General features: G+C 51.4%; 15 protein-coding genes and 1 pseudogene. 8 read left to right on the top strand and 8 right to left on the bottom strand.

What is annotated here, in order from left to right; all coding sequences use genetic code 11:
• The first annotated feature begins 10 nt into the window (after positions 1 to 10).
• Genes qoxB through qoxD form a run of 3 tightly spaced genes read left to right on the top strand, consistent with a single transcriptional unit; the run spans position 11 to position 2,876 of the window.
• The gene (gene qoxB / locus GT3570_RS16945; protein WP_062899068.1) at positions 11 to 1,957 is read left to right on the top strand and encodes a cytochrome aa3 quinol oxidase subunit I; all 1,947 of its coding nucleotides are present in this window, start codon (positions 11 to 13) and stop codon (positions 1,955 to 1,957) included.
• 3 nt (positions 1,958 to 1,960) lie between these two features.
• Entirely contained in the window at positions 1,961 to 2,575 is a 615-nt protein-coding gene (gene qoxC, locus GT3570_RS16940) for a cytochrome aa3 quinol oxidase subunit III (RefSeq protein ID WP_015376112.1), read from the top strand.
• A 1-nt stretch (position 2,576) separates the two neighbouring features.
• Positions 2,577 to 2,876 carry a cytochrome aa3 quinol oxidase subunit IV gene (gene qoxD, locus GT3570_RS16935; protein WP_011232920.1) on the top strand — a complete coding sequence of 100 codons (300 nt, stop codon included), beginning with the start codon at positions 2,577 to 2,579 and terminating at the stop codon, positions 2,874 to 2,876.
• 186 nt (positions 2,877 to 3,062) lie between these two features.
• On the opposite strand, the gene GT3570_RS16930 is transcribed toward qoxD, so the two are convergent.
• The 3 genes from GT3570_RS16930 to GT3570_RS16920 all read right to left on the bottom strand — a co-directional run bounded on the left by GT3570_RS16930 (position 3,063) and on the right by GT3570_RS16920 (position 5,329).
• Positions 3,063 to 3,785 (bottom strand): amino acid ABC transporter ATP-binding protein, encoded by a 723-nt coding sequence (locus GT3570_RS16930; protein ID WP_011232919.1) that lies wholly within the window; start codon positions 3,783 to 3,785, stop codon positions 3,063 to 3,065.
• Entirely contained in the window at positions 3,782 to 4,438 is a 657-nt protein-coding gene (locus GT3570_RS16925; protein ID WP_011232918.1) for an amino acid ABC transporter permease, read from the bottom strand. Before GT3570_RS16925 ends, GT3570_RS16930 begins: the two co-directional genes overlap by 4 nt.
• A 69-nt stretch (positions 4,439 to 4,507) precedes the next feature.
• Entirely contained in the window at positions 4,508 to 5,329 is an 822-nt protein-coding gene (locus tag GT3570_RS16920; RefSeq protein ID WP_011232917.1) for a basic amino acid ABC transporter substrate-binding protein, read from the bottom strand.
• A 393-nt stretch (positions 5,330 to 5,722) separates the two neighbouring features.
• Here GT3570_RS16920 and putP point away from each other — a divergent pair, with 393 nt between their 5' ends.
• Positions 5,723 to 7,180 (top strand): sodium/proline symporter PutP, encoded by a 1,458-nt coding sequence (gene putP / locus GT3570_RS16915; protein WP_023633304.1) that lies wholly within the window; start codon positions 5,723 to 5,725, stop codon positions 7,178 to 7,180.
• A 54-nt stretch (positions 7,181 to 7,234) separates the two neighbouring features.
• Here putP and GT3570_RS16910 read toward each other — a convergent pair whose 3' ends face one another.
• The 5 genes from GT3570_RS16910 to GT3570_RS16890 all read right to left on the bottom strand — a co-directional run bounded on the left by GT3570_RS16910 (position 7,235) and on the right by GT3570_RS16890 (position 12,408).
• The gene (locus GT3570_RS16910) at positions 7,235 to 8,095 is read right to left on the bottom strand and encodes a carbon-nitrogen hydrolase family protein (RefSeq protein WP_013524864.1); all 861 of its coding nucleotides are present in this window, start codon (positions 8,093 to 8,095) and stop codon (positions 7,235 to 7,237) included.
• A gap of 154 nt (positions 8,096 to 8,249) precedes the next feature.
• The gene (gene pdxK, locus GT3570_RS16905) at positions 8,250 to 9,065 is read right to left on the bottom strand and encodes a pyridoxine/pyridoxal/pyridoxamine kinase (RefSeq protein WP_062899066.1); all 816 of its coding nucleotides are present in this window, start codon (positions 9,063 to 9,065) and stop codon (positions 8,250 to 8,252) included.
• Positions 9,066 to 9,110: 45 nt separating this feature from the next.
• Positions 9,111 to 9,710, bottom strand: a complete 600-nt coding sequence (locus tag GT3570_RS16900) for a Uma2 family endonuclease (RefSeq protein WP_062899065.1) — start codon at positions 9,708 to 9,710, stop codon at positions 9,111 to 9,113.
• Between the two features lie 211 nt (positions 9,711 to 9,921).
• Positions 9,922 to 11,055 (bottom strand): alanine dehydrogenase, encoded by a 1,134-nt coding sequence (gene ald / locus GT3570_RS16895; protein WP_062899064.1) that lies wholly within the window; start codon positions 11,053 to 11,055, stop codon positions 9,922 to 9,924.
• A 117-nt stretch (positions 11,056 to 11,172) separates the two neighbouring features.
• Positions 11,173 to 12,408, bottom strand: a complete 1,236-nt coding sequence (locus GT3570_RS16890) for a PucR family transcriptional regulator (protein ID WP_062899063.1) — start codon at positions 12,406 to 12,408, stop codon at positions 11,173 to 11,175.
• A gap of 195 nt (positions 12,409 to 12,603) precedes the next feature.
• Here GT3570_RS16890 and GT3570_RS19235 point away from each other — a divergent pair.
• From GT3570_RS19235 to GT3570_RS16870, 4 genes and pseudogenes are all read left to right on the top strand, one after another.
• Positions 12,604 to 12,888: pseudogene (locus tag GT3570_RS19235) on the top strand (isocitrate/isopropylmalate family dehydrogenase); the annotation flags it as partial.
• Positions 12,889 to 12,980: 92 nt separating this feature from the next.
• Positions 12,981 to 13,475 (top strand): PTS sugar transporter subunit IIA, encoded by a 495-nt coding sequence (locus GT3570_RS16880; RefSeq protein ID WP_044744218.1) that lies wholly within the window; start codon positions 12,981 to 12,983, stop codon positions 13,473 to 13,475.
• Positions 13,476 to 13,493: 18 nt separating this feature from the next.
• The gene (locus GT3570_RS16875; RefSeq protein WP_011232909.1) at positions 13,494 to 14,324 is read left to right on the top strand and encodes a PRD domain-containing protein; all 831 of its coding nucleotides are present in this window, start codon (positions 13,494 to 13,496) and stop codon (positions 14,322 to 14,324) included.
• Positions 14,325 to 14,517: 193 nt separating this feature from the next.
• Positions 14,518 to 15,894, top strand: coding sequence for a sucrose-specific PTS transporter subunit IIBC (locus tag GT3570_RS16870; protein WP_062899061.1), 1,377 nt, complete (start codon positions 14,518 to 14,520; stop codon positions 15,892 to 15,894).
• Positions 15,895 to 15,901 lie beyond the last annotated feature (7 nt).

The following is a 15,901-nucleotide window of genomic DNA, read 5'->3' as shown; positions in this document are numbered from 1 at the left end:
GGAACGAAGGATGAAGTGGAGCGAGTTTTTTGTCACGGGTGAGCCGCTCATTTATGCCGCCGATGTCGCCATCGTCTTGACGATGGTCGGCATTGTGTTTGTGTTGACATATTTTAAAAAATGGAAATGGCTGTGGAACGAATGGCTCACTACCGTCGACCATAAAAAAATCGGCGTCATGTACATTATTTGCGCAGTTTTGATGCTCTTCCGCGGCGGCGTCGATGCGCTTTTGATGAGGGCGCAGCTGACCGCGCCGAACATGAAGTTTCTTGACGCGCAACATTACAATGAAATATTTACGACGCACGGGACGATTATGATCTTGTTTATGGCGATGCCGTTCATCATCGGTTTGATGAACATTGTCGTTCCGCTGCAAATCGGGGCGCGCGATGTCGCGTTTCCATATTTGAATGCGTTAAGCTTTTGGCTCTTTTTCTTCGGTGCGTTGCTGTTTAACATTTCATTCGTCATCGGCGGATCGCCGGATGCCGGTTGGACGGCGTACTTCCCGCTTGCCGGCAACGAATTCAGCCATGGCGTCGGCAACAACTATTACGCTGTCGCTTTACAAATTTCCGGGATCGGAACATTGATGACCGGGATCAACTTCCTTGTCACGATTTTAAAAATGCGTGCGCCGGGCATGACGTTGATGCGCATGCCGATGTTTACGTGGACGATTCTCATCACATGCGTGCTCATTATTTTCGCCTTCCCGGTGTTGACGGTCGCCTTGGCGCTCATGACGTTTGACCGGCTGTTTGATACGCAGTTTTTCACGATGGCCAACGGCGGCATGTCGATGCTCTGGGCGAACTTGTTCTGGATTTGGGGCCATCCGGAAGTGTATATCGTCATTTTGCCGGCGTTCGGCATTTTCTCGGAAGTGGTCAGCACGTTTGCGCAGAAACGGCTGTTCGGTTATAAGGCGATGGTCGGTTCGATCGTGGGCATTGCGTTTTTAAGCTTTATCGTCTGGGTGCACCACTTCTTTACGATGGGCGCAGGGCCGGCCGTGAACTCTGCCTTCTCGATCACGACGATGGCGATCGCCATTCCGACCGGGGTGAAAATTTTTAACTGGCTGTTTACGCTCCGAAAAGGGAAGATCCGCTTTACGACGGCGATGCTTTGGTCGCTGGCGTTCATTCCGAACTTCGTCATCGGCGGCGTGACGGGGGTTATGTTGGCGATGGCGGCGGCCGATTATCAATACCATAACAGCTATTTTCTGATTGCCCATTTCCATTACGTGTTGATCGCGGGTACGGTGTTCGCCTGCTTTGCCGGTTTGCATTATTGGTATCCGAAAATGTTCGGCCATATCTTGAATGAACGGCTTGGCAAGTGGACGTTTTGGCTGTTTATGATCGGCTTTAACATCTGCTTCTTCCCGATGTATTTCCTAGGGTTGATGGGGATGACGCGCCGCATGTACACGTACTCGGCTGGTCTCGGCTGGACGCCGCTCAACGTCGTCGCGACGGTCGGGGCGGTGTTGATGGGCATCGGGTTTATCGTGCTTTGTTACAACATTTATTACAGCGCCCGCTACGGCGAGCGCGACATGACCGGCGACCCGTGGAACGGACGGACGCTTGAGTGGGCGACCGCGTCGCCGCCGGTGCATTACAATTTCCCGGTGACGCCGGTTGTCGAAGATGTGGATGCATATTGGGTGATGAAGAAAAAATATGGCGGCTTCCAAGTGAAAGAAGAAGACTTGAAGCCGATCCATATGCCAAGCAACTCAGGACGCCCGTTTTGGATGTCGGTGGCGTTTTTCGTCGCCGGGTTCGGCCTCGTGTTCAAATGGTTTGCGTTGGCCATTGTTGGCGCGTTGTTCATTGTGCTTGGATTGATTCTCCGCTCATTTGAAGACGATGATGGCTACCATATTCCGGTTGACGAAATCAAACGGATGGAACGAGCGGCGCGGAAGGGGGCGTGACGAATGGGAGAAGCTGCACATCGCTATGAGGAAACGGTGCCGCTGGAGTATCGGACGCAAGAAAGTCGGTTGAACATATTGGGTTTCTGGATTTTCCTCGGGGCGGAAGTCGCGCTGTTTGCGACGCTGTTTGCGACGTATCTCGTCTTGTTCCAACGGACCGGCTCGGGGCCGACGGCAGCGGAGCTGTTTGAGGTAAAAGACGTTTTGATCGAAACGTTGTTGCTGTTGACGAGCAGTTTCACATGTGGGTTGGCCATTTTTGAAATGCGCCGCGGCCGCATGAGCGGGCTGATTGCCTGGCTGCTCGTGACGCTTCTGCTTGGGGTGGGGTTTATTACGGTTGAAATTCGCGAGTTCATCCATTACGTCCATGAAGGAGCGACGATGCAGACGAGCGCATTTTTATCAAGCTTTTTCGTGCTCGTCGGCACGCACGGCGCCCACGTCAGTGTAGGAATTGGCTGGATGATTTTGATCATCATCCAGCTCCTCCAGCGCGGCTTTACGCCGAAAACGGCGCGCAAAGTGTTTATCGTCAGTTTGTATTGGCACTTTTTAGACGTCGTTTGGATTTTCATCTTCACGCTCGTCTATTTGTTAGGGATGGTGATCTAACATGGGCGCAAACAGCCATCGCGAATCATTTCCGTGGAAACATATCATTGGGTTTTTGTTGTCGCTCGTCTTGACGTTTGCGGCTCTTTGGGTGGCGCTCTCGTCTGGGCTGCCGCTTAAAGCCGTGATCGTCATCATCGTCTTGTTCGCGATCATCCAAGCGAGCTTGCAGCTGTTTCTATTCATGCACGTCAACGAAAGCGACAGCGGCAAAGTGCAAACGTTCAACATGGTATACAGCTTCTTTATTGCTGTTGTCGTTGTCGCCGGTTCGATTTGGGTGATGCAGTTTGTGTTGTAAAGCGAGGCTGGCCGGGGTTCGGCCGGCTTTTTATGTTCAGAAGAGCTTTTGTGGTGTCATAGATGCCTGAAATGGGGGAGCCGTTGACGGAACATTGAAGAGATGGAGAGGCAACGTGGTTGCATTATAGGGGGCATGATATGTGCCTAAAAAAGTCGTCTTGCCTCAAACAGGCAAGACGACGTTTTACAGCACTTTTGATAAAAACGCTTTCGTCCGCTCATGCTGCGGGTGGTCGAACAAGTCTTCCGGCTTCCCTTCCTCGACAATGTAGCCGCCGTCCATAAACAGGACGCGGTCGCCGACTTCACGGGCAAAGCCCATCTCGTGGGTGACGACGACCATCGTCATCCCTTCATTGGCCAGCTGCTTCATGACCGAGAGCACTTCCCCGACCATTTCCGGGTCAAGCGCTGACGTCGGCTCGTCAAACAGCATGATTTTCGGTTCCATGGCCAATGCCCGGGCGATGGCGACGCGCTGCGCCTGCCCACCGGAGAGGGAGTCCGGGTAGACGTGCGCTTTGTCTTGCAGCCCGACTTTGGCGAGCAGCTCCATCGCCTTCGCTTCCGCTTTTTCACGCGGCCATTTCCGCACTTTCATCGGTGCCAGCGTGATATTGTTCAGCACCGTCATATGCGGAAACAAGTTAAAGCGCTGGAACACCATTCCGACTTCTTCCCGCACTTTATTTAAGTTCGTGTCTTTCGCCTTTAAATTAATGCCGTCAATAATAATTTCACCTTCATCGAAATCCTCAAGCAAGTTTAAACAGCGTAAAAACGTCGATTTTCCCGACCCCGATGGGCCGATGACGACCACGACTTCTCCTTCGCGAATATGGACATCGATTCCTTTTAAAACTTGGAGCGAACCGAACGATTTTTTCAGCTGGCGTACGTCAATCATTGGGTCGAATACTTCCTTTCAAGATAGTGTGACAGTTTGCTTAACGAAAGCGTTAAGAGCAAATAGATGAACGCCACTGTTAAATACGGCTCCCAAACGCGGTAATACTCACCCGCGGCCGCTTTCCCCCAATACATGATTTCCGGGGCGGCGATGACCATCCCAAGCGACGAATCTTTAATTAAGACGATAAACTCGTTCGCAAACGGCGGAATCATTCGCTTTAACGCCTGCGGCAAAATAATGTAGCGCATCGCCTGCGCATGCGTCATCCCAAGCGAGCGGGCCGCTTCCATTTGCCCTTTGTCGATCGACTGGATGCCGGCGCGGAAAATCTCGGCCACATACGCGGCCGAGTTGAGCGACAGCGAGACGGCCAGGGAAGCGACGGCATTTGGCTGGGCGAAAAAGAGCGGCATGGCGCCGAAATGGACGAGCAAAATTTGCACGACAAGCGGCGTACCGCGGAAAAAGTTAATGTACCACGAAAACGGCAAACGAATAATCGGGTTGGACGACATTTTGCCAAGGCCGATGAACAGGCCGAGAATGAGGCCGAACACGATGCCGGCTAATGATACGCCGATCGTTACGAGCAGCCCTTGCCAAAAGTAAGGGGCGTATTCAACAATAATATCAAAACGAAAATCCATCGATCTCACCTTTCTCTAAGAAAAATGCGTAACTTGCTAGTAGTTACGCATTTTTCTATGTTCGTGCGCTTATTGTTGTTGTTTTAAGCCTTCCATATTCGGTTCTTTGCCAAACCATTTTTTGTAAATCTCTGCATATTTGCCGCTGTCGATCACTTTTTGCAATGCTTCGTCCACTTTGGCTTTCAATTCGCTGTCTTTCGGGAAGATCATGCCGTAGTATTCCGAAGCGAAGTTTTGTGGATCTTCAATGACTTGCAATTTTTTGTCCGGATTGTTTTTCACGTATTCGTTTGCCACCGCGTTGTCCGTGATGACAGCATCAACACCGCCGTTTAGCAGTTCCATAATGGCAACAACACTCGTTTCGAATTTTTTAATATGATCGCCTTTGCCAAATAGCTTCTCCGCAGCTTCTTGACCGGTTGTCGCGTTTTGAACGCCGATCGTTTTCCCTTTTAAGTCAAGGGCGTTTTTCACCGGGCTGCCTTGTTTGACTAAGATGACTTGTGTTGCTTCAAAGTACGGAGCTGAGAAATCATAAGATTGTTTCCGCTCGTCCGTAATCGTAATGCCGGAAATGCCCATGTCGATTTCTTTGCTTTGCAGCGAAGCGAACAGCGGATCCCAGCCGATGTTTTTTAATTCATAATCCAAGCCGGCTTCTTTCATCACCGCATCCAAAAGGTCGGCGTCAAACCCAACAATTTTTCCTTTTTGCATATATTCAAATGGTGCAAACGCCGCGTCCGTCCCGACGGTGATTTTTTGCTTCCCTTCTTTTTCAGCGCCTGACGGAGAGCTTGTTTCTGTCGACTTGCCACAAGCGGCGAGCGCCATAAACAACGCAGCAACGACCGCTACGATCAAACCTTTCTTCATTTTTAACATCCTATAAAATCCCCCTTTGGAATCATTGTCGATGAACGATTATCATACTATCAATATTTTTTTGGTTATGCAATAGGTTTTATAAAAATAATTGTTTGAACATTTTGGTATCCACTCCTTAATAAGAAAATATGTATTTTATCAATGGTTTTACCGTGATCAATACAAGTGGATTGAATTTTTATGAAATAATGTTTATGAAAGGGAGTTGCGGTTATGGATGATTCTGAATTTACTAAATATTATATCAGAAAGAAAGAGTTTTGTACATCTTTATTTTAAATCATTTATTTTATCGAATTTGGAAAAAAATAAATACTATTGTATAAATATTATTTGTTCCATTATGATAAGAGTGTGGGTGACAAGACAACAAAGGAAGGGGAGCACGACATGGTTTTATTTTCAGTCATTGTCTACTTAGTTGGCATGCTGTGGATCGGCTATTGGGCGTATAAACGGACGTCGAATTTGTCCGATTATATGCTTGGCGGCCGGACGCTCGGGCCGGCGGTGACCGCGCTTAGCGCCGGGGCTTCCGACATGAGCGGTTGGTTGCTCATGGGGCTGCCGGGGGCGATGTATATCGATGGAGTGAGCGCCGCATGGATCGTCATCGGCTTGACGCTTGGCGCTTATGCAAACTGGCTGTTCGTTGCGCCGCGCTTGCGCGTCTATACAGAAGTGGCGAACGATTCGATTACGATTCCAGAGTTTTTAGAAAACCGATTCGGGGATGCCACGAAATTGTTGCGCATGGTGTCTGGCATTGTCATTATGGTCTTTTTTACGTTTTATGTATCGTCCGGCCTTGTTTCAGGGGGCGTTCTGTTTGAAAACTCGTTTGGTGTCAGCTACCATACGGGCTTGTGGATCGTTGGCGGCGTTGTCGTCGCTTACACGCTGTTTGGCGGCTTTTTGGCCGTCAGCTGGACGGACTTTGTGCAAGGGACGATTATGTTCATTGCGTTGATTCTGGTGCCGGTGGTGACGCTGTTCCATACAGGCGGGCCAGTAGATACGATTGAGACGATCCGCGACATCGATCCCAACTTGTTGAACTTGTGGAAAGGAACGAGTGTTCTTGGCATCATTTCGTTATTCGCCTGGGGGCTCGGCTATTTTGGCCAGCCGCACATTATCGTCCGCTTTATGGCGATCAAGTCGGTCAAAGAAATGAAAAGCGCCCGGCGCATCGGCATGGGTTGGATGATTTTCTCGGTTGTCGGAGCGATGTTGACGGGTCTTTTTGGAATCGCTTACTTTTCGCAGCGCGGCATGAAACTTGATGATCCTGAAACGGTATTTATTAAGCTCGGGCACATTTTGTTCCATCCGATTATTACCGGGTTTTTGCTGGCGGCGATTTTAGCCGCGATTATGAGCACCATTTCATCCCAGCTGCTCGTCACCTCGAGCTCGCTGACCGAAGACTTGTATAAAGTCGTGTTCCGCCGCGCGGCTTCGGATAAGGAGCTTGTCTTCGTCGGGCGTTTGTCGGTGCTCATTGTCGCCATTGTCGCAACGGCGCTGGCGTACACGAAAAACGACACGATTTTAAACTTGGTCGGCTATGCGTGGGCTGGATTTGGCGCATCGTTTGGCCCAGTTATTCTGTTGAGCTTATGCTGGCGGCGGATGACGAAATGGGGGGCGCTCGCCGGCATGGTCGCTGGGGCATTGACGGTCATTCTTTGGACGCAATCCGCCTACTTAAAAGGGCTGTTGTATGAAATGATCCCCGGTTTTGCCGCCAGCTTGGCAGCGATTGTGATCGTCAGCTTGCTGACGAAGGAGCCAGAAGGGAAAGTAGCTGAACAATTTGATCGATTCAAGCAGTTGCTGTCCTAAAAATAGGCAAAAGGGTGTCCCCTTGCGCAGGGGCACCCTTTTTGTCGTTTAGGACTATTTCACTTGATTCCAATCCGGGTACAAGTCGATGCGCCGGTCGCGCCATGTCGCGACCGATCCTTTTTCCCGCACTTTGCGAAGAAGCGATAAGTCGAGGTCAGCCGTAATGACCATGTCGTCGTTGATCTCGCCGGCCGCAAGCACGCCGCCGGGTGGGAACGGGATGTCGTTGGGCGTGATGACGGCCGCTTGGCCGAAATTGGCGCGCATAAAGTCGACCGTCGGAAGCGACCCGACCGTGCCGGTCGTGACGACATACACTTCGTTTTCGATGGCCCGCGCGTGGCAGCAATACCGTACGCGGTAAAACCCGTGCCGGTCATCGGTGCACGACGGACAGAAGATGACATCTGCCCCTTTGGCGCGCGCCATACGAACGATTTCCGGAAACTCGATGTCATAGCACGTCAAAATGGCGATCGTCGCTTTGTCCGTTTCAAACACATGCACGCCGTCGCCTGGAGCGATATTCCACTCGTTCACTTCCGTCGGGGTGATGTGCAATTTCGCCTGCTGATGGATGTGCCCATCCGGCGTGAATAAATGAGCGACATTGTACAGCTTGCCGTTTTGGCGGATGACATGCGTGCCGCCGATCAAATACATGCCGGTGTCTTTGGCGAGCGACACAAACAGCTCAGTGTATTTTTCGGTATAATTCGGCAAGTCATCAATCGTTGCTTGCCGTCCGTCATCAAGTGGAATGGAAAGCAATTGGGTCGTGAAAAATTCTGGGAACAAGACGAACTCGGCGTCAAACTCTTGCGCCGTTTTGACGTAATGCGTCACTTGCGCGGCAAACTCGTCAAACGAACGGATGGTGTGAAGATGATATTGGACAGCCGAGACGCGCAATGGCGGCACCTTCCTTTCTATTTCCATATGGCATCTATTTTAGCACCATGCAAACCGTTTGGAGGCATTTGATTTTTCGATATGCGCAGGCCCCGCTCCCTTCCTATTTCAAGGAGGGGAGTTGCGGAAAAAGACAAGGACGAGGTCTTGTCTATTATTGTTCGCCGTAGCGGCGGTACGCACCGTGATGTGTGGGCCCGACGTATTCGTTGAGCGGGAACGAGTGGCGGATGGCGGTGGTGATGAACGCTTTTGCCGTCGCAATGGCGTCTTTCACCGGCCGGCCTTTCGCCAGTTCGGCGGCGATGGCCGCCGAGAACGTGCAGCCTGCTCCGTGCGTATACGTCGTGTCAATCCGCTCCGATTCGAGGAGTTCAAACGTTTTGCCGTCGTAAAGGACGTCAACCGCATAGTCATGCGGAATTTTCCGCCCGCCTTTGACGATGACATATTGGGCCCCGAGTTCATGAATGCGCCCGGCCGCTTCCTTCATGTCCTCGATCGTTTCAATGCGCGGCAAGCCGGAAAGCTGCGCTGCTTCGAACAAGTTTGGCGTCACGACCATCGCTTTTGGCACGAGCGTTTCCCGGTAGCAAACCGTATTTTCCGGGTGGAGCGGCTCATCCGCCCCTTTGCACACCATAACTGGATCGACGACCGCATTTTTCAAACCATGTTTTTCAATCGTCCGCGCGGTCAGTTCAATGATGTCCGTCGTCGGCAGCATCCCCGTTTTGAAGGCGTCGACGCCAACGCCGACGATGATCGTCTCAAGCTGGGCTTCGATCGTCGCTAAGTCCACCGGAAACACTTGATGCGCCCACTGGTTGTGCGGGTCCATGGCGACGATTGTCGTGATCGCCGTCATTCCGTAAACGCCAAGCTCTTGGAACGTTTTCAAGTCCGCCTGCAGTCCGGCGCCGCCGCTACTGTCTGACCCGGCGATCGTCAATGCTTTTGGCATCGTCATCGTCATCACTCCTTTGTTCTACAAGATTATACCATGAAGCCGCCCTCAAGGACGAAATAGTTGTTCTACATCAACAGAAAAACCGTCAAGCGCGCGCGAACATGCCATGCCGGTTTCTTTCCAGACGCCGGCTTGTTCATATTGTCCGTCGTCATTGAGCGAGTAGATTTGCACAACAGAGTGCATAGGGTTCACGATCCAATATTCACCGACTCCGTATTGCATATACAAGTTCAATTTGAACACGAGATCATACGCCTGGTTGGAAGGGCTTAAAATCTCGATGATCAGCGTTGGGACGCCGACAAATTTTGTATCCGTTAATCCACTTGGATCACAGATCACGGTTAAATCAGGGACGACAATTTTCTTGCCTTCGATTCGTTCGTTCTTTAGTTCGATATCAAACGGGGCATGAAACACTTCATACGGCTTTCCTTCTAAAAAATGGAACAGTTGGACGTGCAGCCGTCCCGATAGGCGTTGGTGCTGGGTCGAAGGGGAGGGAGACATCAACACAGCGCCATCAATGTATTCTAAAACGCGGTCGGTTGTTTCCCGCATGCGATAAAATTCTTCAAGCGATACCGCCTGTTTTCCCGGAACGTTCACGAAATCACCTTCTTTCCAGCTTTCTATTTTCATTATACACTGGCCGCTTTGCCGAACGAAAATGATTTGGCATAACGCAACGGGTGACATACTCCAGCCGCCTACGCTCACTTGCAGAAATGGCGGCCTTGTCGGGTTAGGACGATAAAAAAAGCCGCCCGCTATGAGCGGGCGATCTATGATAAGAATGGGAAGTGATGAACAGGCGGCCGACAGCGCGCGTTGCCGCCTACGTCCATCACGGTTAGTTGGCAGCCAGCGTTTTGCCGAGCGCTTCGCGGACAGGGACGTAGCGGTAACCGAGGTCGCGGGCGACCGCTTCGTACGTAATTTCGCCGTTGGCGACGTTGACGCCAAGCTCAAGCGCCGGGTTGTCTGTAATGGCTTGGATGACGCCTTTATTGGCAATTTGCAAGGCGTATGGCATGGTGACGTTCGTCAAGGCGATCGTCGAGGTGCGCGGAACGGCTCCAGGCATGTTGGCGACCGCATAATGGACGACGCCGTGTTTGACGTACGTCGGGTTGTCATGTGTTGTGACGTGGTCGCTCGTCTCGACAATGCCCCCTTGGTCGATGGCGACATCGACGATGACCGAACCCGGTTTCATCGCTTTCACCATATCCTCGGTGACGAGCTTCGGCGCCCGCGCCCCTGGGATGAGGACAGCGCCGATGACAAGGTCGGCCTCTGCGACCGCCTCGGCAATGTTCATCGGGTTGGACATGAGCGTCGTAATTTGGTTGCCGAAAATGTCGTCAAGCTCGCGCAGGCGATCCGCGTTCAAGTCGATAATCGTGACATCTGCCCCGAGGCCGACGGCGACTTTCGCTGCGTTCGTGCCGACGACTCCGCCGCCGATGATCGTCACTTTGCCGCGGGCGACGCCTGGGACGCCGCCAAGCAAAATGCCTTTGCCGCCGTACGGCTTTTCCAAAAATTGCGCCCCGATTTGCGCCGCCATCCGTCCGGCGACTTCGCTCATCGGTGTCAACAGCGGCAGCGTGCGGCCGACTTGCACCGTCTCATAGGCAATGGCGATGACGCCGCTTTCTTTTAAGGCGCGTGTCAACTCCGGGTCGGCGGCCAAATGCAAATAGGTGAACAAAATGAGACCTGGGCGGAAATAGCCGTATTCGCTTGGCAGCGGCTCTTTCACTTTCATCACCATATCGGCTTGCGCCCAAACATCTTCCGCCCGCTCGATGATTTGTGCTCCGGCACGGGCGTAATCGCTGTCGCTGAAACCGCTTCCAACCCCTGCCTCTTTCTCAATGAGCACCGTATGTCCTGCCTGAACGAACGACAATACGCCAGCCGGCGTAATAGCGACACGGTTTTCGTTATTTTTGATTTCCTTTGGCACTCCAATAATCATGGATATCGTTCCTCCTCGTCAGAAGTGGCCTTACTTATAGTATAAAAGAGACGGAACGGGCCGGGCATTGTTCAAAAAAGAGAAAGAAGCGCCCGGTTTTTGTGGATTTCCACAAATTCAACCGCGCGCTTCGTATTTCGCTAATTTAATATCAATGTATAATTTGATTTTTTGATTCATGTCATTGAGATCAAGCTCAGCAATGTCGGCAATCCGCTTGAGCCGATAAGCAAGCGTGTTCGGGTGAACGTTGAGGACGTCGGCGGTTTCTTGCGCGTTTTCGTTATGGTCAAAAAACGTTTCAAACGTTTTGACCAAGTCGCTGTGGTGTTTCTGGTCGTACGATTGCAGCTTCGTTAACGCTGGGTTGGTCCATTCCCCTTGCCGCTTTTGTTCAAGCAAAAAATCAAAAAATTGGTAAATGCCAAGCTGGGCATAGCCGTAAACCGACTTGATTTCATCGCCGAGCTTTTCTTTCAGCGCCAGGACGGCGAGCGCTTCGCGGTAGCTTTTTTCAATGAGGCGATAGGCGCCGTACACGCCGCCAAACCCGCACTGCACATCGTGGATGTGAAATCGTTCTTTCATTTTGGCGGCGAACGACTCGATGAATGCATTCAGCTCTTTGAGCGGCTGGTCGGTTTTGGGCGCCGCCAGCAAAATCACATCGCGGCCGTCGGTCGTATAAAGAAGGAGCGGGAGTTGCTGGGTTGTTTGCAATAAGTAGGAAATTTGCCGCTCCATTTCGGCGGTCAAATCGGCGGCAAAGCGGAAAACGACAATGGCAAACTGCGGTGCGGTCGGGATTTGCATCGCGGCGAGATGAGCGCGGATGTCATCTTCACGCGCAATGTGGCCGGTGAGCAGCTTCCAAAACAGCTCTTGCACCCGCTCTTCTTTTTTGTTTTTGCGCATATACAGCTGCAGCACTTTGTTTTTCGCCGCTTTTGCCGCCAGCTTCAGCCATTCCATCTCCTCGGGCGAAAGCGTCCGGTTTGTTTCGAGCACCCAGATGAAACCGATCACCTCATCGTTTTTCCAGATCGACACAGCGACGCGGCTGCCGAGGCCGACGTCATGAATCGGCGGCACGCGCACCGGCTCGCGGCTTTTGAGCAGCGCCGGGATGGCGCCTTGTTTCCATAAGCTGTTGATCACTTTTTCCGGGACGCGCCGGCTGATGATCGTCGCCGTCCGCGCCGGATCGGTGTAATCGTCATGGGCGCTGTAGGCGATGAGCCGATGGTTCGCATCTTCGATCGTCACCGGGCATTTCAGCACGTCGCTGACGCGGTCGGCAAACTCTTCAAGGCTGTCAAATTCGCCGCGGAACGGGTCGGTATCATAAGACATATTGACTCCCTCGCATCGTCCATATGATTTGTAGTTTCATTTTATCATAAATGTGAATCCACCACCGTTATTGTATGATGAAAGAAAGGAATGGCTGCGCTTTCTGTCCAAGGAAGGAAAGAAGGAATTCTCCCAAGAATGAAAAAATGGGACATTGCCGTCATTCCCAGCGACGGAATTGGCAAGAAAGCCGTTCCCGTGGCGAACATCAACGTCAACGGCAAATATCCGTCGATGTTTGAACCGGTGCACGGTTCGGCGCCGGATATTTACGGCAAAGGTATCGCCAATCCGATCGGGCAAATTTAGACGGCGAAGTTGATGTCTGACCATTTCGTTGAAGAAGAGCTCGGCGCCCTCTTGTTGCAAGCGATCGAGGATGTCACCTCTGACGGCATCAAAACGCCGGATCTTGGCGGCACGGCGACGACGAAGGAAGTGGTGGAAGAAATTTGCCGGCGTCTGCGTGAGCAAGCCTGACCTGTTCAAAAGGGCAAGCGGCACCGTTTGCAGTTTCCTTCTGTTCAGGTATACTTGTTGTCAGACGAACTGAACAGAAAGGATGACGCCCGTTGTTCAAAAAATGGTTTGGCAAGCAGCAGCCGAAGGAAGAGACGATCACCGCGCCGCTTGACGGAACGATTGTGCCGCTTGAAGACGTGCCGGATCCGGTGTTTGCGCAAAACATGATGGGCGATGGCATCGCCATCGATCCGGCGGATGGGGATGTCGTCGCTCCGGTGGACGGGGAAATCGTCCAACTCTTTCCGACGAAGCATGCTATCGGCTTGCGTTCGGAAGCGGGTGTGGAGCTGCTCATCCATGTCGGCATCGACACCGTGTCGATGAACGGGGAAGGGTTTACCGCCTATGTCAAAGCCGGCGACCGAGTGAAACGGGGCGATCGGCTTCTTTCTGTCGACTTGCCGCTTGTGCGCGAGAAAGCGAAAAGCGCGGTGACGCCGATCATCATCACGAATGGTGATGCGCTTGAAAGTTTGGAGAAAAAAGCAGGGACATCGGCAGCAAAAGGTGAGACGGTCTTGTTTCATGTGAAAATGAAATAAGGGCGGCAGGGAGGACATATGGCGTTTCGCATCCATAAGATTTTAAACAACAACGCCGTTGTCGTGCTCGATGAAGGCAAAGAGAAAATTGTCATGGGCCCGGGGATTGCGTTTCAAAAGCGGAAAAACGATCTCATCCCCCCGGGCCGCATTGAGAAAATTTTCGTCATGGAAGAAGAAAATGAGAAGTTCCAGCAATTGCTTCGCACGTTGCCAGAAGAACATATCGATATTGCCGAAGAAATTATCAGCTATGCGGAAGGCAAACTGCAAGCACCGCTCAGCGACCATATTCATATTGCGCTGACTGATCATTTGTCGTTTGCCATCGAGCGGTTGAAGCAAGGTTACCGCATTCAAAACAAATTGCTCAATGAAATTAAAGTGCTATATAAGGCGGAGTATGAAATTGGGCTATGGGCGAAACAGTTGATCAAAGAGCGGCTTGGCATCGAGATTCCCGATGACGAGGCGGCCCATATCGCCCTTCATATTCATACGGCGAAACTCGATGCCGCCAGCATGAACAAAACGATGCGCGAGACGACGCTCATTCATGAACTCGTTGACCTTATCCAAACGGAGCTCGGCATATTGATCGATAAGGAAAGCATTTCATACCAGCGGCTGCTCACTCATTTGCGCTTTGCCTTAAGCCGCATCGAAAACGGGGAGCCGATTCATTCGATGGATGAGGAGATGCTTGCGCTCATTCAGACAAAATATGCAAAGGAATGGGCGTGTACACAAAAAGCGGCAACCTATGCAGAGAAGGAATATGGCATCCGTTTTCCGGAGGAGGAACTCGCCTATATCGTCCTCCATATCCAACGGTTGCGAAAGCGTTGACAAAAACAGCAGGTTGCCGTATAATGCAAAACAGACAACGAAATATTGCGGGATTGTAACTGCTTCGAGCAGGCAAGACCTAAAACGTATGAAGGGAACGGCAAGTGAGTCATGCCGCTAGATCGCCCTTTGTATGTTTTAGGTCTTTTTTGTTTTTCATTTCACCATCATTCAGAAGGAGAGGAGTTCACCGATGAATTATGAACACATTGCTAAACAACTCATCCCGCTCCTTGGCGGGAAGGAAAACGTCATTAGCGCGACCCATTGCGCAACAAGGCTTCGGCTTGTTTTAAAGGACGAGAAAAAGGTTGATGCAAAAACCATTGAAAACATTGAAGGGGTTAAAGGGGCGTTTTCCAGCTCCGGACAGTTTCAAATTATTTTTGGCACCGGCGTGGTGAATAAAGTGTATGAAGCGTTTGCCCGGGAAGCAGGGATACAGCAAGGTGATGCTGATGCCCATCAAGAAGCCATCAAGCAAAAAATGAATCCGCTCGCCCGCTTTGCGAAGACGTTGTCAAACATTTTTGTCCCAATCATCCCAGCCATTGTCGCGAGCGGTTTGTTAATGGGTTTGCTTGGGATGATGAAGGCGTTCAAATGGGTGGCGGCAGACAGCCCGCTGTATATTTTGCTTGATATGTTTTCGAGTGCGGCGTTTATTATTTTGCCGATTTTAATCGGCTTTAGCGCGGCGAAAGAATTTGGCGGCACGCCGTTTTTAGGGGCGGTCATGGGCGGTATTATGACTCACCCGGCGCTATTAAACCCGTGGGGATTGGCCGAGGCCAAGCCAAACTATATGCATTTTCTTGGCTTTGATATCGCTATGGTCGGGTATCAAGGGACGGTCGTGCCGATTTTGCTGGCGACGTATGTGATGAGCAAAGTGGAGCGTGGATTGCGAAAAGTTGTTCCTCATGCGGTCAGTTTGCTTGTTGTTCCATTTGTGACCGTCATTTTGACGGGATTTATTACGATTTTGGCCATTGGTCCGCTCGGCAATTTGCTTGGCGATGGGATTACGACGGTGTTGAACTTTGTTTACCATTATGGCGGTGCGTTAGCTGGCCTTATCTTTGGTGGATTGTACTCGATGATCGTCATTACTGGTGTGCATCATAGCTTTCATGCCATTGAAGCGAACTTGTTGGCGAAACTTGGGGTCAACTATTTACTGCCAATTTGGTCGATGGCCAACGTCGCCCAAGGCGGCGCCGGTTTGGCTGTATTTGTCAAATCGAAGCGGACAAAAACAAAAGAGATTGCGTTGCCGGCGGCCTTGTCAGCTTTTTTAGGCATTACCGAGCCAGTCATTTTCGGGGTGAACTTAAAATACCGGAAGCCGTTTATCGCTGCGGTCATTGGCGGCGCGCTCGGCGGAGCGTACGTCGTATTTACGAATGTAGTAGCTAATGCCTACGGGTTGACCGGCATCCCGATGATCGCCATCGTTGCGCCGGAAGGGCTCACGAACTTAATGCACTACTTAATCGGTTTTGCCATTGCCGTCGTTTCAGCGTTTGTGGCGACATTCCTTCTAAAGTTCCGTGAAGAAGAAGAGTGAGGGGCGT

The organism is Geobacillus thermoleovorans, from assembly GCF_001610955.1.
Classification (GTDB): domain Bacteria; phylum Bacillota; class Bacilli; order Bacillales; family Anoxybacillaceae; genus Geobacillus; species Geobacillus thermoleovorans.
The sequence above is the reverse complement of the archived record's forward strand: the minus strand, read 5'-3'. Positions and strand labels throughout refer to the sequence as shown.

Bases quoted from the DNA above. Each gene is read 5' to 3' on its own strand.
- GT3570_RS16925 (WP_011232918.1), bottom strand. From the start codon at position 4,438: ATGGATTTTCGTTTTGATATTATTGTTGAATACGCCCCTTACTTTTGG.
- GT3570_RS16920 (WP_011232917.1), bottom strand. From the start codon at position 5,329: ATGTTAAAAATGAAGAAAGGTTTGATCGTAGCGGTCGTTGCTGCGTTG.
- pdxK (WP_062899066.1), bottom strand. From the start codon at position 9,065: ATGACGATGCCAAAAGCATTGACGATCGCCGGGTCAGACAGTAGCGGC.
- GT3570_RS16890 (WP_062899063.1), bottom strand. From the start codon at position 12,408: ATGTCTTATGATACCGACCCGTTCCGCGGCGAATTTGACAGCCTTGAA.
- ald (WP_062899064.1), bottom strand. From the start codon at position 11,055: ATGATTATTGGAGTGCCAAAGGAAATCAAAAATAACGAAAACCGTGTC.
- GT3570_RS16875 (WP_011232909.1), top strand. From the start codon at position 13,494: ATGGCGTTTCGCATCCATAAGATTTTAAACAACAACGCCGTTGTCGTG.
- GT3570_RS16900 (WP_062899065.1), bottom strand. From the start codon at position 9,710: ATGAAAATAGAAAGCTGGAAAGAAGGTGATTTCGTGAACGTTCCGGGA.
- qoxC (WP_015376112.1), top strand. From the start codon at position 1,961: ATGGGAGAAGCTGCACATCGCTATGAGGAAACGGTGCCGCTGGAGTAT.
- putP (WP_023633304.1), top strand. From the start codon at position 5,723: ATGGTTTTATTTTCAGTCATTGTCTACTTAGTTGGCATGCTGTGGATC.
- GT3570_RS16930 (WP_011232919.1), bottom strand. From the start codon at position 3,785: ATGATTGACGTACGCCAGCTGAAAAAATCGTTCGGTTCGCTCCAAGTT.
- qoxD (WP_011232920.1), top strand. From the start codon at position 2,577: ATGGGCGCAAACAGCCATCGCGAATCATTTCCGTGGAAACATATCATT.
- GT3570_RS16870 (WP_062899061.1), top strand. From the start codon at position 14,518: ATGAATTATGAACACATTGCTAAACAACTCATCCCGCTCCTTGGCGGG.
- qoxB (WP_062899068.1), top strand. From the start codon at position 11: ATGAAGTGGAGCGAGTTTTTTGTCACGGGTGAGCCGCTCATTTATGCC.